Origin of the sequence: Candidatus Methylomirabilis sp., from assembly GCA_036000645.1 — a bacterium.
In the GTDB taxonomy this organism is placed as follows: Bacteria; Methylomirabilota; Methylomirabilia; order Methylomirabilales; family JACPAU01; genus JACPAU01.
Genome location: DASYVA010000099.1, coordinates 1 through 16,126, shown reverse-complemented (window position 1 = coordinate 16,126; position 16,126 = coordinate 1). Strand labels below are relative to the sequence as shown.

Annotated in this window: 20 protein-coding genes and 1 pseudogene; 8 read left to right on the top strand and 13 right to left on the bottom strand. The window is 68.8% G+C overall.

Going from position 1 to position 16,126, the window contains the following annotated elements:
• From VGT06_06020 to VGT06_05960, 13 genes are all read right to left on the bottom strand, one after another.
• The coding region (locus VGT06_06020) for a cobalamin-dependent protein (protein ID HEV8662677.1) at positions 1-374 on the bottom strand (374 nt) is incomplete at its 3' end.
• A 31-nt stretch (positions 375-405) separates the two neighbouring features.
• The gene (locus tag VGT06_06015) at positions 406-960 is read right to left on the bottom strand and encodes a hypothetical protein (GenBank protein HEV8662676.1); all 555 of its coding nucleotides are present in this window, start codon (positions 958-960) and stop codon (positions 406-408) included.
• Positions 960-2,018: a cyclic dehypoxanthinyl futalosine synthase gene (mqnC, locus tag VGT06_06010; GenBank protein ID HEV8662675.1), complete on the bottom strand. Its 1,059-nt coding sequence runs from the start codon at positions 2,016-2,018 to the stop codon at positions 960-962. The genes VGT06_06015 and mqnC overlap by 1 nt, the downstream gene beginning before the upstream one ends.
• 41 nt (positions 2,019-2,059) lie before the next feature.
• Complete coding sequence (locus VGT06_06005) at positions 2,060-2,488, bottom strand: secondary thiamine-phosphate synthase enzyme YjbQ (GenBank protein ID HEV8662674.1); 429 nt, start codon at positions 2,486-2,488, stop codon at positions 2,060-2,062.
• A 52-nt stretch (positions 2,489-2,540) separates the two neighbouring features.
• On the bottom strand, positions 2,541-3,026 hold the full coding sequence (locus VGT06_06000; GenBank protein ID HEV8662673.1) for a hypothetical protein: 486 nt from the start codon (positions 3,024-3,026) through the stop codon (positions 2,541-2,543).
• Between the two features lie 16 nt (positions 3,027-3,042).
• Positions 3,043-4,077, bottom strand: a complete 1,035-nt coding sequence (locus VGT06_05995; GenBank protein ID HEV8662672.1) for an AsnC family transcriptional regulator — start codon at positions 4,075-4,077, stop codon at positions 3,043-3,045.
• Between the two features lie 141 nt (positions 4,078-4,218).
• The gene (locus tag VGT06_05990; GenBank protein ID HEV8662671.1) at positions 4,219-5,193 is read right to left on the bottom strand and encodes an alpha-ketoacid dehydrogenase subunit beta; all 975 of its coding nucleotides are present in this window, start codon (positions 5,191-5,193) and stop codon (positions 4,219-4,221) included.
• A 46-nt stretch (positions 5,194-5,239) separates the two neighbouring features.
• Positions 5,240-6,202 (bottom strand): thiamine pyrophosphate-dependent dehydrogenase E1 component subunit alpha, encoded by a 963-nt coding sequence (locus VGT06_05985; GenBank protein ID HEV8662670.1) that lies wholly within the window; start codon positions 6,200-6,202, stop codon positions 5,240-5,242.
• Between the two features lie 119 nt (positions 6,203-6,321).
• Complete coding sequence (locus tag VGT06_05980) at positions 6,322-7,080, bottom strand: glucose 1-dehydrogenase (protein HEV8662669.1); 759 nt, start codon at positions 7,078-7,080, stop codon at positions 6,322-6,324.
• Positions 7,081-7,131: 51 nt separating this feature from the next.
• Positions 7,132-7,911 (bottom strand): HAD-IIA family hydrolase, encoded by a 780-nt coding sequence (locus VGT06_05975; GenBank protein ID HEV8662668.1) that lies wholly within the window; start codon positions 7,909-7,911, stop codon positions 7,132-7,134.
• Positions 7,912-7,933: 22 nt separating this feature from the next.
• Positions 7,934-8,056 (bottom strand): hypothetical protein, encoded by a 123-nt coding sequence (locus VGT06_05970; GenBank protein HEV8662667.1) that lies wholly within the window; start codon positions 8,054-8,056, stop codon positions 7,934-7,936.
• Between the two features lie 74 nt (positions 8,057-8,130).
• The gene (locus VGT06_05965) at positions 8,131-8,925 is read right to left on the bottom strand and encodes a zf-HC2 domain-containing protein (protein HEV8662666.1); all 795 of its coding nucleotides are present in this window, start codon (positions 8,923-8,925) and stop codon (positions 8,131-8,133) included.
• Positions 8,922-9,482 (bottom strand): sigma-70 family RNA polymerase sigma factor, encoded by a 561-nt coding sequence (locus tag VGT06_05960; protein ID HEV8662665.1) that lies wholly within the window; start codon positions 9,480-9,482, stop codon positions 8,922-8,924. Before VGT06_05960 ends, VGT06_05965 begins: the two co-directional genes overlap by 4 nt.
• A gap of 526 nt (positions 9,483-10,008) precedes the next feature.
• Here VGT06_05960 and VGT06_05955 point away from each other — a divergent pair.
• The 8 genes and pseudogenes from VGT06_05955 (at position 10,009) to VGT06_05920 (ending at position 15,284) form a co-directional block, all read left to right on the top strand.
• Positions 10,009-10,434 carry a hypothetical protein gene (locus tag VGT06_05955; GenBank protein ID HEV8662664.1) on the top strand — a complete coding sequence of 142 codons (426 nt, stop codon included), beginning with the start codon at positions 10,009-10,011 and terminating at the stop codon, positions 10,432-10,434.
• A 488-nt stretch (positions 10,435-10,922) separates the two neighbouring features.
• Positions 10,923-11,450 (top strand): TlpA disulfide reductase family protein, encoded by a 528-nt coding sequence (locus VGT06_05950; GenBank protein ID HEV8662663.1) that lies wholly within the window; start codon positions 10,923-10,925, stop codon positions 11,448-11,450.
• 210 nt (positions 11,451-11,660) lie between these two features.
• On the top strand, positions 11,661-12,092 hold the full coding sequence (locus VGT06_05945; GenBank protein HEV8662662.1) for a hypothetical protein: 432 nt from the start codon (positions 11,661-11,663) through the stop codon (positions 12,090-12,092).
• Positions 12,093-12,911: 819 nt separating this feature from the next.
• Positions 12,912-13,532, top strand: a complete 621-nt coding sequence (locus VGT06_05940) for a DedA family protein (protein ID HEV8662661.1) — start codon at positions 12,912-12,914, stop codon at positions 13,530-13,532.
• 289 nt (positions 13,533-13,821) lie between these two features.
• Positions 13,822-14,064, top strand: a complete 243-nt coding sequence (locus VGT06_05935; protein HEV8662660.1) for a hypothetical protein — start codon at positions 13,822-13,824, stop codon at positions 14,062-14,064.
• 108 nt (positions 14,065-14,172) lie between these two features.
• Positions 14,173-14,346, top strand: coding sequence for a hypothetical protein (locus VGT06_05930; GenBank protein HEV8662659.1), 174 nt, complete (start codon positions 14,173-14,175; stop codon positions 14,344-14,346).
• A 434-nt stretch (positions 14,347-14,780) separates the two neighbouring features.
• Positions 14,781-14,972, top strand: coding sequence for a hypothetical protein (locus VGT06_05925; protein ID HEV8662658.1), 192 nt, complete (start codon positions 14,781-14,783; stop codon positions 14,970-14,972).
• Positions 14,973-14,984: 12 nt separating this feature from the next.
• A pseudogene (locus VGT06_05920) lies at positions 14,985-15,284 on the top strand (TlpA disulfide reductase family protein).
• The last annotated feature ends 842 nt before the right edge of the window (positions 15,285-16,126 follow it).

The window sequence follows — 16,126 nt, the reverse complement described above, 5'->3', positions numbered from 1 at the left end:
ACCTCCCCGTCGAACACCACATCGAAGGACCCGTCCGTGAAGCGCTCGGGGCATAGGGTGGGATACGGTCCCCCCACCACGACGCGCTTGCCCCGCCGGCGGAACTCCGCGGCCAGCTCCCGGGCTCGATGGTACTGGACGCTCCAGCAGCCGATGGCCACGACATCGGCATCGGTGTCCAGATCTGGAGGGCCGCAGTTCTCGTCCTGCAGCTCCACCACGATCTCGGGGGGGGTCAGGGCCGCCACCGTCGCCAGCCCGAGGGGCGCCTGTCCGGAGCGGACTCCGACCAGCTCCGCGATTCCCTGGAAACCCCAGAGGGAGCCCGGAAACCGCGGGTTCACGAAGAGGATCTTCTTCCCACCATTGCGCATGAGGCCACCTCGCTGTATGGAAGTCGCGGACCTAGACGGGCAGCAGGAGCCCGGAGAAATCCTCCACGCTGAGGTGCTCAACCCACGCGGCGAAGCTCGGGTCCCTGCCTCGCCGCTGCGCCGCCTGGTGCGCCGCATCTGCCCGGGAGCGGAAGAGCCGCCAGAGGAAATTCACCGCCCCTCCCGGCCGCCGCAGGAAGAAGACCGCGTCGGTCGGGGCGGTCGGCTCCGCAGCCGGGGTGTCCCCCTCCCGGAGGGCCTGCACAAACTCGACCCCGATCCCGTGGCCGGCCAGGGTGCGGGTTCGCACCGACGCCGGGGCGGGAAGCTCGGCCGGATCGCCCGGATACCGCTCCAGGCCAAAAAGGGGGATGGCCGCTTCGTCCACCTTGTACAGGTACGGCACCTCCACCCCGCAGGCATCCAGCAGGGCCCGGGTCTCGGGGGCCAGCCAGTAGAGTCCCGTCTCGAAGACGTCCGGCCACAGCTCCACCACCCCCCCCGGCGCTTTCGGCCGGACCTGGCGGAGGATGGCGGGGGCCTGCCTGGTCCGCAGGCAGCAGAACCAGCGCCGGTCGGCGCCCATCAGTCCAGGAGCTCGTACCGGGTGTTGCGCCGGCGCGGGGTGAACCCCGCCGACCGGATGCCGGCCAGGATCTCGTCCAGGGAGAGGAGCCAGGTGGCACCCGCGGCGCTCACCACCTTCTCCTCCAGCACCGTACTCCCGAAGTCGTTGACCCCATAGAACAGGGAGGTCCGGGCGACCTCCGGTCCCTGGGTCACCCAGGAGGCTTGCAGGCTGGGGATGTTGTCCAGCATCAGGCGAGCCACTGCCACCGTCCGGAGATGATCGATCCCGTCGGTCCGGCCCCCCCCCAGCACCGTGTGGTCCGGCTGGTAGTTCCAGGCGATGAAGGCGGTGAATCCCCCGGTCTCATCCTGGAGGGCCCGGATCCGGCAGAGGTGCTCGATCCGCTGTTCGGGCGTCTCGACCGACCCGTACATCATGGTCGCGGAGGAGGGAATCCCGAGCTGGTGGGCGGTCCGCATGCAGGCGAGCCACTCCTCCGTCGTGTCCTTCAGGGGCGAGATCTGCTGGCGGACGGCGTCCACCAGGATCTCCGCCCCGCCCCCCGGGATGGAGTCCAGGCCGACGCGCTTCAGCCGCGTGAGGGTGGCCGCGAGGCTCAGGCCCGAAATCTTGGCCAGGTAGAGGAGCTCCGCGGGGGAAAGGGCGTGCAGGTGGACCGGGAAGGCGGCCTTGATGGCCCCGAAGGTTTCCTCGTACCACTCGATCTTCAGGGCCGGGTTCAGCCCCCCCTGGAAGAGGACCTCGGTCCCTCCCAGGGTCGCCAGCTCCCGCACCTTGTCCAGGATCTCGTCCCGGGTGAGGGTCCAGGCCCCCTCCTCCCCCGGGAGGCGGTAGAAGGCGCAGAACGTACACTGGACCCAGCAGACGTTGGTGTAGGAGAGGTTCCGTCCGACGACGTAGGTCACCTCGGGCGCGGAGTGCTTCCGGTGGCGGACCCGGGTCGCCAGGGTTCGGAGGAGAGGCAGGTCCGCCTCCCGGAAGAGGTGCAGCCCCTCCGCCGGGTGGAGGCGCTCCCCCCGCTCTACCTTCCCGGCGATGTCCGTGAGGGTCACCTGGCCACGTCCTCCACCGAGCCTGCCCGGGGGAGCGCCGCTCACTCCCCCACGATCTGCACCTGGATGCTCCGCTCGCGCGGGCCGTCCAGCTCCGCGAAGATGATGCTCTGCCACTTCCCGAGGACCAGCTCCCCCCCCTGGATGGGGACGATGACGTTCTGGCCCAGGAACATGGCCCGGAGGTGGGAATCCGCATTCCCCCGGTCGCAGTCGGAGAACCGGGGGTCGTCATGCCGGTAGCCATCCCGCTCGCGCACCACCCGCCCGAGGATGGCCTTCATGTCCTCGATCAGGGCGGTCTGGAACTCGTTCACGAAGAGGGCCACCGTCGTGTGGAGCGCGTTCAGGATGAGGATCCCGTTCCGGATGGGGTGCTTCAAGAGACAATCCCGCACCCGTTTGGTGATATCCATGAACTGCAGGCGCTCGCCCGTGTTGAGAAGGATGCTCTCGAACCCGATCTGCATCGAACCCTCCAACCCCCTGTCGTGATGGAGTCCCCGGCTGACCCTCTCCGCCTCACCCATGGGCGAGCAGCAACCCCAGCACGCTGGCGCCGGCCCCGAGGAGCCCGTTGACGAGCGCCACGGTCTGCAGGCGCGCCACCAGCCGGGCGTGCACACCCGGGGCGAGCCCCCCCTCCCCCGCCGCCTCCCGGGCGGCCGCGCGCGTGAGGCGCAGCCCCAGCCCGAAATACTCGTAGGACGCCACCAGGAGGAGGACGAACACCACGAGGAGCTTCAGGCTCAGCGGCCCGAACCAGCGGGCTGCGAACTGGGCCCCGTAGCTCCCCTTCAGCGCGGTCACGCCTCCCGCCCCGGTGAGGACCAGGACCCCCAGGGAGGCCAGACTGACGGGGTGCGCGACCCGGAGAATCCGGGCCAGCGTCGCCCGCCGCCCCTGGTCCCCCTCCCCCCGGAACGCGGGAAGGACCGCCGCTCCCATCGTCAGCGTCCCCCCCAGGTAGAGGGCCGCGGCAATCAGGTGCAGGGCGGCGCGGCCCATGCGGCACCCCGCCGCCTCAGGCGGCGTACTGGCGCTCCCAGGCCTCGTACTCGTCAGTGAAGTACCGGACCCGGGTCTTCTTGTACTCCTTCGTGCTGTAGAGCTGCGCGAACTCGGTGATGCCCGTGGTCCTGCTGATCGCCCCGAGGATCTCCTCGCACTCCTGGACCGTCCGGCCGTGGACCATGGTGAAAATGTTATACGGCCAGTCGGGATACGTGGGCCGGAGGTAACAGTGGCTCACCCCCCGAACTGACCCCATGAGCGCGCCCACCTCATCGGTGCGGCCCTCCGGCACCTTCCAGACCCCCATCGCATTCGCCCGGAAGCCGGCGGTTCGGTGGTGCAGGACGGCGGCGAAGCGGCGCAGGTGCCCGCGGCGGCTCAGCTCCGTGGCGATTGCGAAGAGGCCCTCGGGCGTGATTCCCATCCGGGCCGCCATGGGATCGAAGGGGGCCGATGCGAGCGGCAGGTCCTCCTGGAGCTCCCGGATCGCCTGGATCTCCTGCGGCGTGAGCGCCGCGGGGTCCGCCCCCTCCCGCTTCTTGTCGCTGTAGACCGGCTCTTCGATGGCCGCCGGGTTCGACTCCCCCGTCATGTCCAGGTTCACCCCGATCTTGAACAGGCGGAGGGTCGGCAGGATCCGGGTGGACTCCGCCCGGGCGAGGTCGTGGAGCCGCTTGATCGTCGCCTCCAGGTCCTTTTGCGGCGGGATCGCGATGGTGAACCAGATGTTGAACGTGTGGTTCCGCTTGTAGTTGTGGCTGACGCCCGGGTGGGTGTTCACCATCGCGGCCGCCTCATCCACCCGGGCCGGGTCGGCCCGCATGGCCACGAGGCTCGACTTGTAGCCAAGGGAGCGGGTGTCGAAGATCGCGCTGATCTGGCGGATGATCTTCTCCTCGCGGAGCCGACCGATCCGGGCCAGGATCTCCTCTTCGCCGGCCTGCAGGCGCTCCCCGAGGGTCGCGTAGGGCCGGCGGCTCAGGGGGAAGTCGGACTGGAGGAGATTCAGCAGCCGCTTGTCCCGGTCATCCATCTGGACTGGCATGCCTGCTCCTGCGCCGGCCCCCGGGGGCCCGCTCTGCACAAAACTCCGCCATCATAAACGGAGGCCCCGGGGGCGGTCAAGGTGAACTTGCGGGGCCTCCCCCCCCGGGGGGGAGACGGGCCCGCCGGGGCGGGGGGAGGGTTAGGCGCAGACCTCCCGGACGGCGGCAATCAGCCGCTCCTCGCTGGGGACCACGAAGCGCTCCAGCTTGGGGGAGAAGGGCATGGGGGTGTCCAGGGCGGTCACCCGCCGGATGGGAGCATCCAGGCAGTCCAGCGCCTCCTCCGCCACCACGGCTGCCACCTCCGAGGCGAAGGAGCACTGCGCCACCGCCTCCTGGAGGATGACCAGGCGGCTCGTCTTCTCCACGGAGCGGAGGATCGCGGGGGCATCCAGGGGGTCCAGTGTCCGGGGATCCACCACCTCACAGGAGATCCCCTCCGCCGCCAGGCGGTCGGCGGCCCGGAGCGCCAGGTGGACCATGCGGGAGTGGGCCACCACCGTGACGTCCTCCCCGGGCCGCTTCACGTCCGCCACCCCGAGCGGGACCAGGTACTCTTCCTCCGGCACCTCCCCCGTCTCCGGGTAGAGGAGCTTGTGCTCGATGAAGATCACCGGGTTGTCGTCCCGGATGGCGCTCTTCAGGAGGCCCTTGGCGTCGTAGGGGGTCGCGGGCATGACTACCTTCAGGCCCGGGATGTGGATGAACCAGGCCTCCAGGGACTGGGCGTGCTGGGCCCCGGAGGAGCGCCCCGTCCCCCCCTGGGTCCGGAGGACCATCGGCACCCGCGCCTTGCCGCCGAACATGTAGCGGTTCTTGGCCGCCTGGTTCGCGATCTGGTCCATCGCGATCCCGGAGAAGTCCACGTACATCAACTCGGCCACCGGGCGCATTCCCGTGAGAGCCGCCCCCACCGCCGCCCCGACGATGGCCGCCTCGGAGATGGGGGTGTTCCGGACCCGCTCCGGTCCGAACTCGTCGAGCAGGCCCTGGGTCACCTTGTAGGAGCCGCCGAACTGGGCGATATCCTCCCCCAGCAGGAAGACCCGCGGATCGCGGCGCATCTCCTCCCGCAGAGCTTCCTTCAGCGCTTCCCGGTAGCTGATCTTCCGCATCGCTCCCCCGGTCTCCCCCGCCAGATTCCCGCCCCGCCCTGTCCCCTCAGGCGAAGATATCCCGGAGGGCCTCCTCCAGGTCCGGCTCCGGGCTCTGCTCGGCGAAGGTGACCGCCTCGGCAATCTCCCGCTGGACCTCGGCCTCGATGCCGGTGAGCTCGGCCGCCGGGACGCGCCGCTCTTCCAGGAGCGCCCGCCGGAAGAGGGGAATGGGATCCCGCTGCTTCCAGCGCTCCACCTCCACCTGATCCCGGTAGGCGGCCCCGGTGTCTCCCACGTAGTGGCCCATGAAGCGGTAGGTCTTGGCCTCGAGGAGGGTGGGGCCGCCCCCCGCCCGCGCCCGCTGGATCGCCTGGCTCGCGGCGGCAAAGACCGCCATCGCATCCATCCCGTCCACCACCACCCCGGGGACGTCGTAGGCCATGGCCCGGGTGGCGATGTCCTTCACCTTCTGGTGCACCTCGCGCGGGGTGGACTCGGCGTACTGGTTGTTCTCGCAGACGAAGAGGACCGGGAGATTCCAGACGGCCGCCAGGTTCAGCCCCTCGTGGAAGGCCCCGGTGTTGGAGCCCCCGTCGCCGAAGAAGGCGACCGTGACCGCGCTCCGCCCCTGCATCTGGGCGGTGAGGGCGGCCCCGGCGGCGATCGGGATGCCGGCCCCCACGATGCCGTTGGCCCCCAGGATCCCCAGGTCCAGGTCGGCGATGTGCATGGAGCCGCCCTTCCCCTTGCAGTAGCCGGTCTGCTTCGCGAAGAGCTCCGCCATCATCATGTCCAGGCGCGCCCCCTTCGCCACGGCGTGGCCGTGGCCCCGGTGCGTGCTCGTGATGGTGTCCTCCCGAGTCAGGTGGACGCACACCCCGGCCGCCACCGCTTCCTGCCCGATGTAGGTGTGCAGGAAGCCGGGGAGCCGGCCGGCGAGGAACAGCTCGCTCGCCTTCTCCTCGAAGGCCCGGATCCGGAGCATGGTCCGGTAGATCTGCAGGGCCTGCTCGGGCGTGGGCGTCATGGCGTCTCAGGGGTGGCAAGGACGATGCTTTCGTGAACCTAAAGGACCGGCAGGACGATGTCAAGGGGCCGGCGGCGCCGCCGAGAGGCGCGCGCATCCCCGTGCAGGGTGGCCCGGTCTCAGACCGCGGTGTAGCCGCCGTCCACGAAGATGGTCTGGCCGGTCACCAGGTTGGAGGCGGAGGAGGCGAGGTAGATCGCGGTCCCCACGAGATCCTCGCATCGGCCCAGGCGGCCGGCCGGCGTGAACCGGAGAATCCGCTCGCGGATCTCGGGACGGTCCACGAAGGCGGCGTTCAGCTGCGTCCGGATGTAGGTGGGACCGATGGCGTTGACCTGGATGTTGAAGGGCGCCCACTCCGCGGCCCAGGCCCGCGTGAGGAGCACCACGCCCCCCTTGCTCCCGCAGTAGGCGGCGGAGAAGGGGAGAGCCACGGTCCCGCCGATGGAGGCGATGTTGATGATCTTGCCGCCTCCCCGCGCCTTCATGATGCGGGCGGCCGCCTGCGCGCAGAGGAACACCCCCTTGAGGTTCACATCCAGGATCGTCTCCAGATCGGCCTCCGCCAGCTCCTCCGCCGGGCCCCGGATGTTCAGGCCGGCGTTGTTGACCGCGATGTCCAGCCGGCCGAGGCGGTCCAGCGCCTGCTGGAACGCCGCGTCCACCTGCGGCTTCACCCGGACATCGGCCTCGAGCGTCACGCACCGGCGCCCGGTCGCGCGCACAGCCGCCTCCACCTCGGCCTGGCGGAGGAGGGAGCGATCCAGGAGGGCGACGTCGGCGCCCGCCTCTGCGAAGCCGCGGGCCAGCGTCCGGCCGATATCGCCCAGCCCCCCGGTGATCAGGGCGACCTTCCCGCTCAGCGAGAAGAGCTCCATGGTCTCCCGCGCCGGGTCCCAGCCTTTCGGCCCTCCGGGCCCGCATCCTCCCTACGGGTCGAGGGTGAGCAGATCCCGAATGCTCTCGAGGATGTAGTCCGGGCGCACCGGAGCCGCGGCCAGCTCCTCCCGCCGCGTCACCCCGGTCAGGACGAGGGCCGTGGGCATGCCGGCCGCCCTCCCCATCGCGATGTCCGTCTCCAGCCGGTCCCCCACCATCAGGCAGGCGCCCGGGGGGAGGCCCAGGCGCTCCAGGGCGACGTCCAGCATGATCCGGTTGGGCTTCCCCACCACCAGCTCCACCTTCCGGTTGGTCACCGCTTCCACCGCCCCGATCATCCCGGCCGCGTCGGGGATCTCCCCCTCCTCCGTGGGGCAGGTCCGATCGGGGTTCGTGGCCAGCATCCGGGCCCCGCGCCGGACGGCGATGAGGGCGTCGCGCAGCTTCCCGTAGTCGAAGGTCCGGTCGAAGGCAATGATGAGATAGCGGACCCCGGTCGGGTCCTGCAGAACGGTGAGCCCCGCGGCCGTCAGCTCCTCCTTCAGGGGAGGCTCTCCGATGACATACACCGGCGCCCCCGGGTCCCGCGCGGCCAGGTAGCGAGCCATCACGTACGAGGAGTTCACCACGTTCTCCAGGTCAGCCGCGATCCCGAAGCCCCGGAGCTTCTCCGCGTAGCGCGCGCGGCTCTCGATTGGCTTGTTGGAGAGGAAGCAGACCTTGGCACCCCGCTCCCGGAGCGCCCGGACCGTCGCGGCGGCCCCATCGATCATCCGGGGGCCGCGATAGATGGTCCCGTCGAGGTCGAAGACATAGCCCTGGAAGCGCATGGGGGAGCCCCCGGGCCGGGCCTCAGTCCTCCTCGGAGAAGAGGGGGCGCCCGCACTGCGGGCACAGCGCGACCTTCGGGCCGGGCTTGGCCTCGTCGATCTGTCCGGTCCAGCCGCACTGCGGGCAGGTTACCGGAAAATCCACCACCCCTCCGGGCGCCTGCGGCTCGCCGCCCGGGGCTTCGGTATCAGAGGAAGGGAACGGAGTCAAGGAGAAGTCTAGCTATAGCGGAGGATCTGGAGGAGTCCCTCGGCACACTGGAAGAGCTCGTCCCACCCGAGGTCGGCCACCAGGGCATAGGCCATCCCCCGCTCCTGCCAGAGGAGGAGCTGGTAGCCCCGGACCTCCTGGGTGTAGAAGGTCCGCCCATCCCGCTTCACGGCCGTGGCCCGGTCGAGGTCCTCCCCGTAGTGGGGAAAGGTGAAGAGGGAGATGGTCCGGCGATTCTTCTCGTAGACGATGAAGGCTGCCCGACGGTCGCTCAGGTCGGTGATGCGCCCCCCGAGCAGGCGGATCCCGGTCCGGCTGTAATCGGGAACGGAGACCCGGTAGGGCGCCCGCCCCTGGAACCAACCGGCCACGGCGCCCGCATCCGAGGAAGCAAACTCCACCGGCTCCGGCAGCCGGGCCACGCTCATGTGCTGCGCCACCAGCTCCAGGGCGAGCGGGGCCGGGCCGGCGGACCGGCCGATCCACACGGCGAAGAGGACCGCGGCGGCGGCCGCGGCGGCGGTTGCCAGCCAGAGAGGCCGGCGTCCGGCAAGCTGACTGGCGCGGAGGGCCCTCCGATCTATCCGGTCCAGGGCCGCGGTGATCCGCTCCCGGAGGGCCGGGGGAACCTCCGGGCGCGGCGCGGTGAGGCGCAGATGCGCCCGCGCGGCCCGGGCCTGCTCCTCCCTGGCCGCGCAGGATGGGCAGGAGGCCAGATGCTCTGCGACCTGCAGTGTCTCCCGCACCGGCAGCTCGCCGTCCAGGTACGTCTCCAGGTCCCGGATCACGTCGCCGCAGATCATTTCCCGTCCTCAACTCGCCCCGGCTCGAGCAGTTCCCGCAACGCCTCCCGCAGGTGCGCCCGCCCGCGGTGCAGCCGGCTCATCACCGTCCCCACGGGGCAGCCACAGACCTCGGCGATCTCGCGGTAGGTCAGCCCCTCCAGGTCTGCCAGGATCACCGGCAGCCGGAATTTCTCCGGCAGAACCATGAGGGCGCGCTGGATCTCCTCGCCCGTGGCCTTCCGGAGGAAGTCCTCCTCCGGATTCCCGACCGTCGCGCTCCCCCCCACCGGGGGGGCCAGATCATCGTCGTAGGCCACGGTGAGGCGGACCGCCCGGCGGCGGTTCAGGAAGGTCCGATAAAGGATCCGGAGGAGCCAGGCCTTGCAGTTCGTGCCGGGAGCGAACTGGTGGAAGAACTCGTAGGCCCGCAGCGCCGTGTCCTGCACGAGGTCTTCCGCCTCCGCCTGGTTCCCGGCCAGCCGCAGGGCGGCGCCATAAAGCACGTGCAGGTGGACGAGCGCCACCTCCTCGAATTCCCGGCGCCGCCCCTGCGGTCCCGGCCCGGTCCCCTCCACCTCTCCCCCCAGCCGGGCCGCCCTTTCTCATCACGAGAACACGCCGTCCGCCCGGAATATTCCGGGCGAGGGCCGCCCTGCCTGCATGCGTATCATCCGCGGCGACCCGGGGCCTGTCAACACCCATCAGAGCTACTGCTCCTCCAGCCTTGATCCGTCCTAAGGTCGCCGGGGCCCCCCACTTCCCCGGCGCCGCCCTTGGGGTTGCCCGGCTGTCCCCCGTCCTTCTCCCCCGCCTGTTCCGTGGAACGCAGCGCGCCTCGGCTTCCCCCGCTGGGCTCGCGGGGGCCGCTCGGGCTAACTCCTCTAGGACCTGCGGGTTCGCGTCACGCTGGCCGCGCCGACCTCCCCCACCGGTCACGTGGCACGCGCCTTGCCTTTGCTCCCGGGCGTTGGCGCCACCCTGAATTCTTGGCGCGACCTGACTGCGCAACATTACCCTGCAAGTCCCGCGAGGTAAATCCCCGGCCTCGCCGGGTGCCATCTACGCCATCTGCGGGCAGGGCGGGGAGGAAGGAGCACACGGATGCGGCCGAACTGGCAACGGGGGATCGCGGTCGGGGTCGCGGTACTGACGGTGGCGCTGGCGCTCCCGGGCGAGGCGCAGCGGGCGGCTGGTCCCAGTGGCGTCACGCACGTCATCACCATCCAGGCCGGCCGGATCGAGCCCGCGACCCTCACGGCGAAGCCGGGGGACACGGTGGTCTGGTCGAACGCTACGTCCTGGAACGAGGCAATGGTCCTCTTTGAGAAGGGGAAGGAGGTCTCGCTGGCCTGTGTGGCCCCCGTGGGCTTCTTCCTCGCGCCGAGCGGCGTGTACGTCTCTGGCCTTATCGCCCCCGGAGGGGTGGCCAGTCTCTGCATCGTGGAGCCCGGGACCTACGAGTACCAGGTCAACCAGATCCGGTCGGATAAGTCCTTCCTCTACCCGGGGAAGGTCATCGTCCGGTAACCTGGACGGCGAAACACGACACCCCGGCCGCCTCAGCGAGCCGCCGGGGTGGTCTGTCTCCGTGATCGCCTCCGTCAGGCCGAGCCCTTGGCCACCGCGGGGGCCTCCCCCGGCAGGTCCTCCACCGGCTCGCGCTCGATAGACCTTGTCGAGGGAGACCTCCATGGAGGCATCGGTCTGCCGCGCTACGGGGATCTCCACCAAACGGGAGAGGGCAGGCACCGGGGAGTCGCAGGTGACAATGGCCAGGTGCTCAGATATCCATCAAGATTGTTGACAGGGGGAGGCAGGCGTCGCTATCTTCGCCCCACATCCGATCAGGCCTGGCTCACCAGTGTTCTCCTCGGGGTTCCCCCAGGAGGTGTGCGGATTCCGGGGGGCCCTCTGTGAGAACGACCGCGTCGCTCCTGGAGTGGCGAGCTATCGAATAGGCTCGGTCGGAGGGGCCGTAGGGCCCGCAGCGGATGGTTCCCACCGGGGAGGGGACCGTGAAAGCGTGGCGACGGACCGTGGTGGCAAGTTTGCTCCTGCTCACGGGCGCCGGGGCCTCGCTCGCCCAGGACGCCTCCCCGCGGATCGGCCTGGAGGTGGGACTCACGGCCCCGGCCTTTGCCCTCCCCGACCTGGCGGGGACCCTCCACTCCCTCGCCCAGCACCGGGGCGAGGTGGTCCTGGTGAACTTCTGGTCCACCTGGTGCGCTCCCTGCCGAACCGAGATGCCGGACCTCCAGGTCCTCTACGAGACCTACCGCGAGCGGGGGTTCACGGTCCTGGCGGTCAATCTCAATTTAGACGGGCACGAGCCGGTGGAGGCCTTCGTTGCCGAGCTGCGGCTCACCTTCCCTATTCTCCTGGATCCCCGGAAGGACGTCGGCCGGGCCTACCGGGTCTTCGCCATCCCAGCGAGTTTCCTCCTCGACCGCCAGGGCCGGATCGCCTACCGGCGCGTCGGCGACCCGGCCTGGGACCAGCCCCAGACTCGGGCGCTCGTGGAGCGTCTCCTGGCGGTCCCTTAGGTCCGGCCCCGGACCCCCTATCTTCATGCCCGTCACCGCTACGTCCGGCGAGGGCTTGACGGCCCCGATCCAGCCGGGGACACACGGCCTGGCCGCGCTCAGCGTCTGCGCCGCGATGACCCTCCTCCTCTACGCCCGCAGGAAGGGCTGGCCCCTCGCGGGCGTGACCGTCCACCTACAGCACGAAAGGCGATGGAGGTGCCGATAGCCATGCAGATCCAATGGAAACGCGCTATCCTCGCCGGCTTGGCCGGGACCCTCGTCTTCGATCTTATCGGTCTGCCCATAACACGCCAGTGGTGGGATGTCCCGGGCCTCCTGGGGATGAAGCTGGAAACGGGTCTCCCAGGCGGCGTCGTGGCTCACTACGCCAATGGCGCCATCTTGGCGATAATCTACGCTGGGGTCGGGCCGTCCCTCTGGGGACCGAGCTGGGTACGGGCGCTCACCTACATCACGGTGCAGACCGTCTTCGGTGTTTGGTTGTTCATGATGCCTTTGCTCGGCGCGGGGATGGCCGGGCTGAAAATGGGCGCCCTCGCCCCTGCGATCGCCCTCATTCGCCATTGGGGGTACGGCCTGACGCTCGCCTGGCTTTACCCCCTCCCGCAGGTTATCTCCCCTGGCCAGGCCGCGCGCTAACCCATTGCGGGCAAGTGCCACGATCGACCTCGCTGCGGGCAAGGTGAGGCTGCCACACCCGGTCAAGGTCGAACGTATGGCACGTGTCCCCTCAGTCGCTTGCGATGGTGGGGCCGCTCATCGGTTTGCAATGTCTTGCCGGTAATCCCCTGGGAGCCCTTCGGCTTAGGCGAACCCCTCCCTGGGGCCGTTGCATCTACTTGATCAGGGGTGGCGATCGGCGGGGGCTGCTTTCAAGCGAGCCAGGCCCTCCCGCTGGACCTGGCCCCGATCCGAAAGAGGCGTGAAAGGGGGCGAGCGGAGATGGCCCTGATGTGTTCGATGGAAGGATGTAAGCAGAAGGCGGGGATGTGCAAGCATGAGAAGATGATGGCGGGCGTTGTTGTGCTGCTCGTTGTGGGCTATGTCGCGGGGAAGGCGTTCAGCCTTTTCTAGGGGACGCGCCGGGGTCCCGGGAGACGCCAGATGGAAAGCGTTATCGTGCCCCTCCTGATCCTTGGGGCCCTGGTCCTGCTCTTGCGCGGGAAAGCCCACGGGGGCTGAGGCCAGCCCGGCCCCGCGGGACGGGGCCTTCACAATGCGGACGACGACGTTCATGACCTCAAGAAATAGCTTGGAGGCGGCCCGCATTCCGGCCATCTCCCTCACCCTGGTTCGGAAGGTCGGCGACAAGATCCTGCCTTCCCGGGCCCTCTACGTTCAACGTCCCTCCGGCGACCTCCTGGGGACCGTGCGCCGGGCTCAGGCCGGAGGAACGCCCAGCCCGGGAAGGCGTCCTCCGGAGGATCCTGACGGAACGGCCTGTCCGGGGTAGGCGGGATGGACCCGGTGGTCAGCCCCTGGCCTTTCCTCCCCAGATACGGGTACGCGATCCTCTTCCTCGGGATCGCCCTGGAAAACGCCGGTCTTCCCCTCCCCGGGGAGGTCTTTCTCCTGGCTGCAGGGTTCTTGGCCTCCACCGGTCCGTTCGAGCTCCCCTTCGTGATCGCCCTCGGGGCGGCAAGTGCAGTGGCGGGTGACAGCCTCAGCTACCTCCTGGGCCGGCTGGGCGGGGAGCGCCTGCCGCAGCTTTACTGCAAGATGATGCTGGGCTCTGCGGATTGTGTTCGGAAGACACACGAGTACTTTGCCAGGCGTGGCGGCCTCACGGTCGCCCTTGCCCGCTTCGTGGTAGGCGTCCGGGCATTCGCGGCTCCCATGGCCGGCGCCACCAAGATGGCCTATCCGCGATTCCTGGCCTACGATGCCCTGGGGGCGCTCCTTTGGGCGACCCTCGTCGGCGGCTTTGGGTATCTCTTTGGAAGCCGCTGGGACCGGCTTCAGGGTGACTACCGTCGGTACTATGGATTTGTCCTCCTTACCGTCCTGCTCGTCGGGCTTGGCTACATCCTGATGAAGTTCCTGAGGCGGCGCCGGTATGGACCCGCTTCGAGTTTTTAAGGAGGCTTCGTCCGAAGCGGTCTGGGTTTGCCCTCGAGGAAGTGTTCGTGCATAAAGCAGGAGGAGCAAAGAGCGATGAGCAAGAAGCGGGTGATCGTCTATTCCCAGCCGGGATGAATGTTCTGCTACCGGACGCAGGAGTTTCTTGCGGAAGAGGGGATTGAGTTCGAGAATCGCCACCTCTCAGCGACATAATAAATAATGAGGAAGGAGATGAGGGGTCCATATCGGAGATTCCGGAGAATTATCGGGACCCCCTGGAAGGCCGAACGGAGAAGGAGGCGACGCGATGGCTGCCAGACTCCCTTACCTCGATCGGAACCAGGTGCCTGCCGATGTCCAGACGGTGTACGACAACCTCCAGAAGGCCACGGGCCGCGTCCTGAACATCTTCAGGCTCATGGCCCACCACGCCAAGTCCCTCCCGCCCTTCATGCAGTGGTATCCGACGCTCCGGGAAGGGGCTCTGGACATCAAACTGCGCCAGCTCGCCTACGTGAAGGCCTCGCAGGTGAACAACTGCCAATACTGAGCCACCCACAACTCCGCCCTCGGTCAGAGGGTCGGCGTCCCCAAGGAGAAGTTCGACGCCCTCCCGCAGTACGCGACGAGCCCGCTCTTCTCGGAGGTGGAGCGGCTGGTGATCCGCTATGCCGAGGAAATGACCCGGAAGGTGCAGGTGGATGGCGTGCTCGTCGAGCAGCTCAAGCGCCACCTGTCTCCGGAGGCGCTCGTGCAGCTCACGCTCTCGGTTGCGGCGGCGAACTTCACCAACCGCTTCAACGACGCCCTGGGCACCGAGCTCGAGTCGTAGCTATAGATGTCGTGGGTACCGGTGTCGGTAGTCAGGCCACGGACGGATACCCTCGGACGCGTCACCGAGGAAACCCGGGGGAGGAATACATGAGTCCGGGAGGGAGTCTCCCCAACCATCTACGCCGCAGGATCGTCACGCTCCCCGGCATCATCGAGAAGGGCCACCGCGTCAGCCTGCACGCCAACTACGTGGGCGGGCGCGAGATCGCCCACCTCCACGCGCCGGATCAGATCGCCATCCACCCCAAGATGATTGCAGCATGGACGCTGAAGTCCGGGCAAGAATCCGAAAGGGTGGTGTCCGGGTCAAAGGAAGCAGGGCCCGGCCCCGCCGGGGACGTCACAGATCCCGGACGCGCAGCCGCGAGAATGCGGGGAGATTGGGGTGGTGGGGGTAAGGGTGTACGAGCGGGGACGGCAGCCTGGATAAGAATGCGGATCTCGAAACGCTCGCCCTTCACCTGGGCCGGGATCGCGGCCCTCCTCGCGCTGGGCCTCGCGGCACCGGCGGGGGCGGGCGGGGCCCTGCCCACGAGACCCCTCGCCCTCCTCGACGGCGGCACCCTGGACTTCCAGAGCCTCAAGGGCAAGGTCGTCGTCATCCGCTTTTTGGCCTCCTGGTGACCCTTCTGCCAGCGGGAGGCTCCCGCTTTTGAGCAGGTCTACCAGCGGTTCAAGGACCAGGGCGTGGCCTTCGTGGGCGTCTTCGTCGAGGACACTGAGGCGAAGGCCCGGGAGTTCCTGAAAGCCCACCCGGTCAGTTTCCCCCACGGGACTGACTGGCAGTTGACCCTCGCCCGGCCGCTCGGATTCCGGGGGATGCCGTACACGGTCGTCATCTCACCCCGGGACGAGGTCGCCCGCCGTTTCTTCGGGCCGGTGGAGGAGGCCGACCTGGTGGCGACGATCCGCGGGCTCCTGGCCGCCCCCAAGTAGCCGCGTCCGGCGATGAGGCCCCGCATCTCCGTCGTCATCCCCGGGCGCAATGACGCCGCGGCACTCCGCGAGACGCTCGAGGCGCTCGACCGCCTGGCCGGGAGGGAAGAGGCAGGGTACTTTTCTCCGCCGCGGGTGACTCCGCGGCCGTCGAGGCGGCTGTGGGCGGCCGCGTCCACTCGGGCCGCCCTCCTGAGCGCCGGCGCCTTCGCCGCCTGCGGCGACATCCTGATTCTTCCTGCACGCAGACTTCATGCCGCCGGAGAGCACCTTCGCGCTGATCGACCTACGTCCACTTGGTCGTGGATGATCCCACGCTGTTCCCGTTGCAGCCTGAGGAACCGATCATCCCGACCATTGCCATTGCTCTCTGCCTCTATCTCTTGTGGATCGGGAGCGGGTCGTGGAGCCTTGACCTTCGCGGTACGCCAGCCGAGAGAAGGCAACCCGGGAGAGAAAATGCCACCCACTCGATCTAACGTACGAGGGGCGCTCTACCTGGAAGGGCCAAGAGAGCCTGGGCGGCTGGAACGGACTTCACGTCCCCCTGCGCCTGGAGCTTCTCGGGTTCTCCGAGCCAGGCTCACCCCAGGCCAGGATGAGTTAAAGCATTCTCTACCCGGCCGATTCGTATAGCCCCCATCCCGGTGATTACCCTTGCGGTCATCAGCGTCTTTCTCCCCCGGAGCAAGGGAGGAGGACGTTGGAACCCAGAATCCAGCTACTTCTCGTACGTTATTGGGACACTCTAGGCACGCTCCAGGGCCCAGGCACCGTACTCGTAGGTCACCCGCTGCTTCACGCCGTGGCACTCGATGACGTCCCCCGGCTGCGCGTCGTCC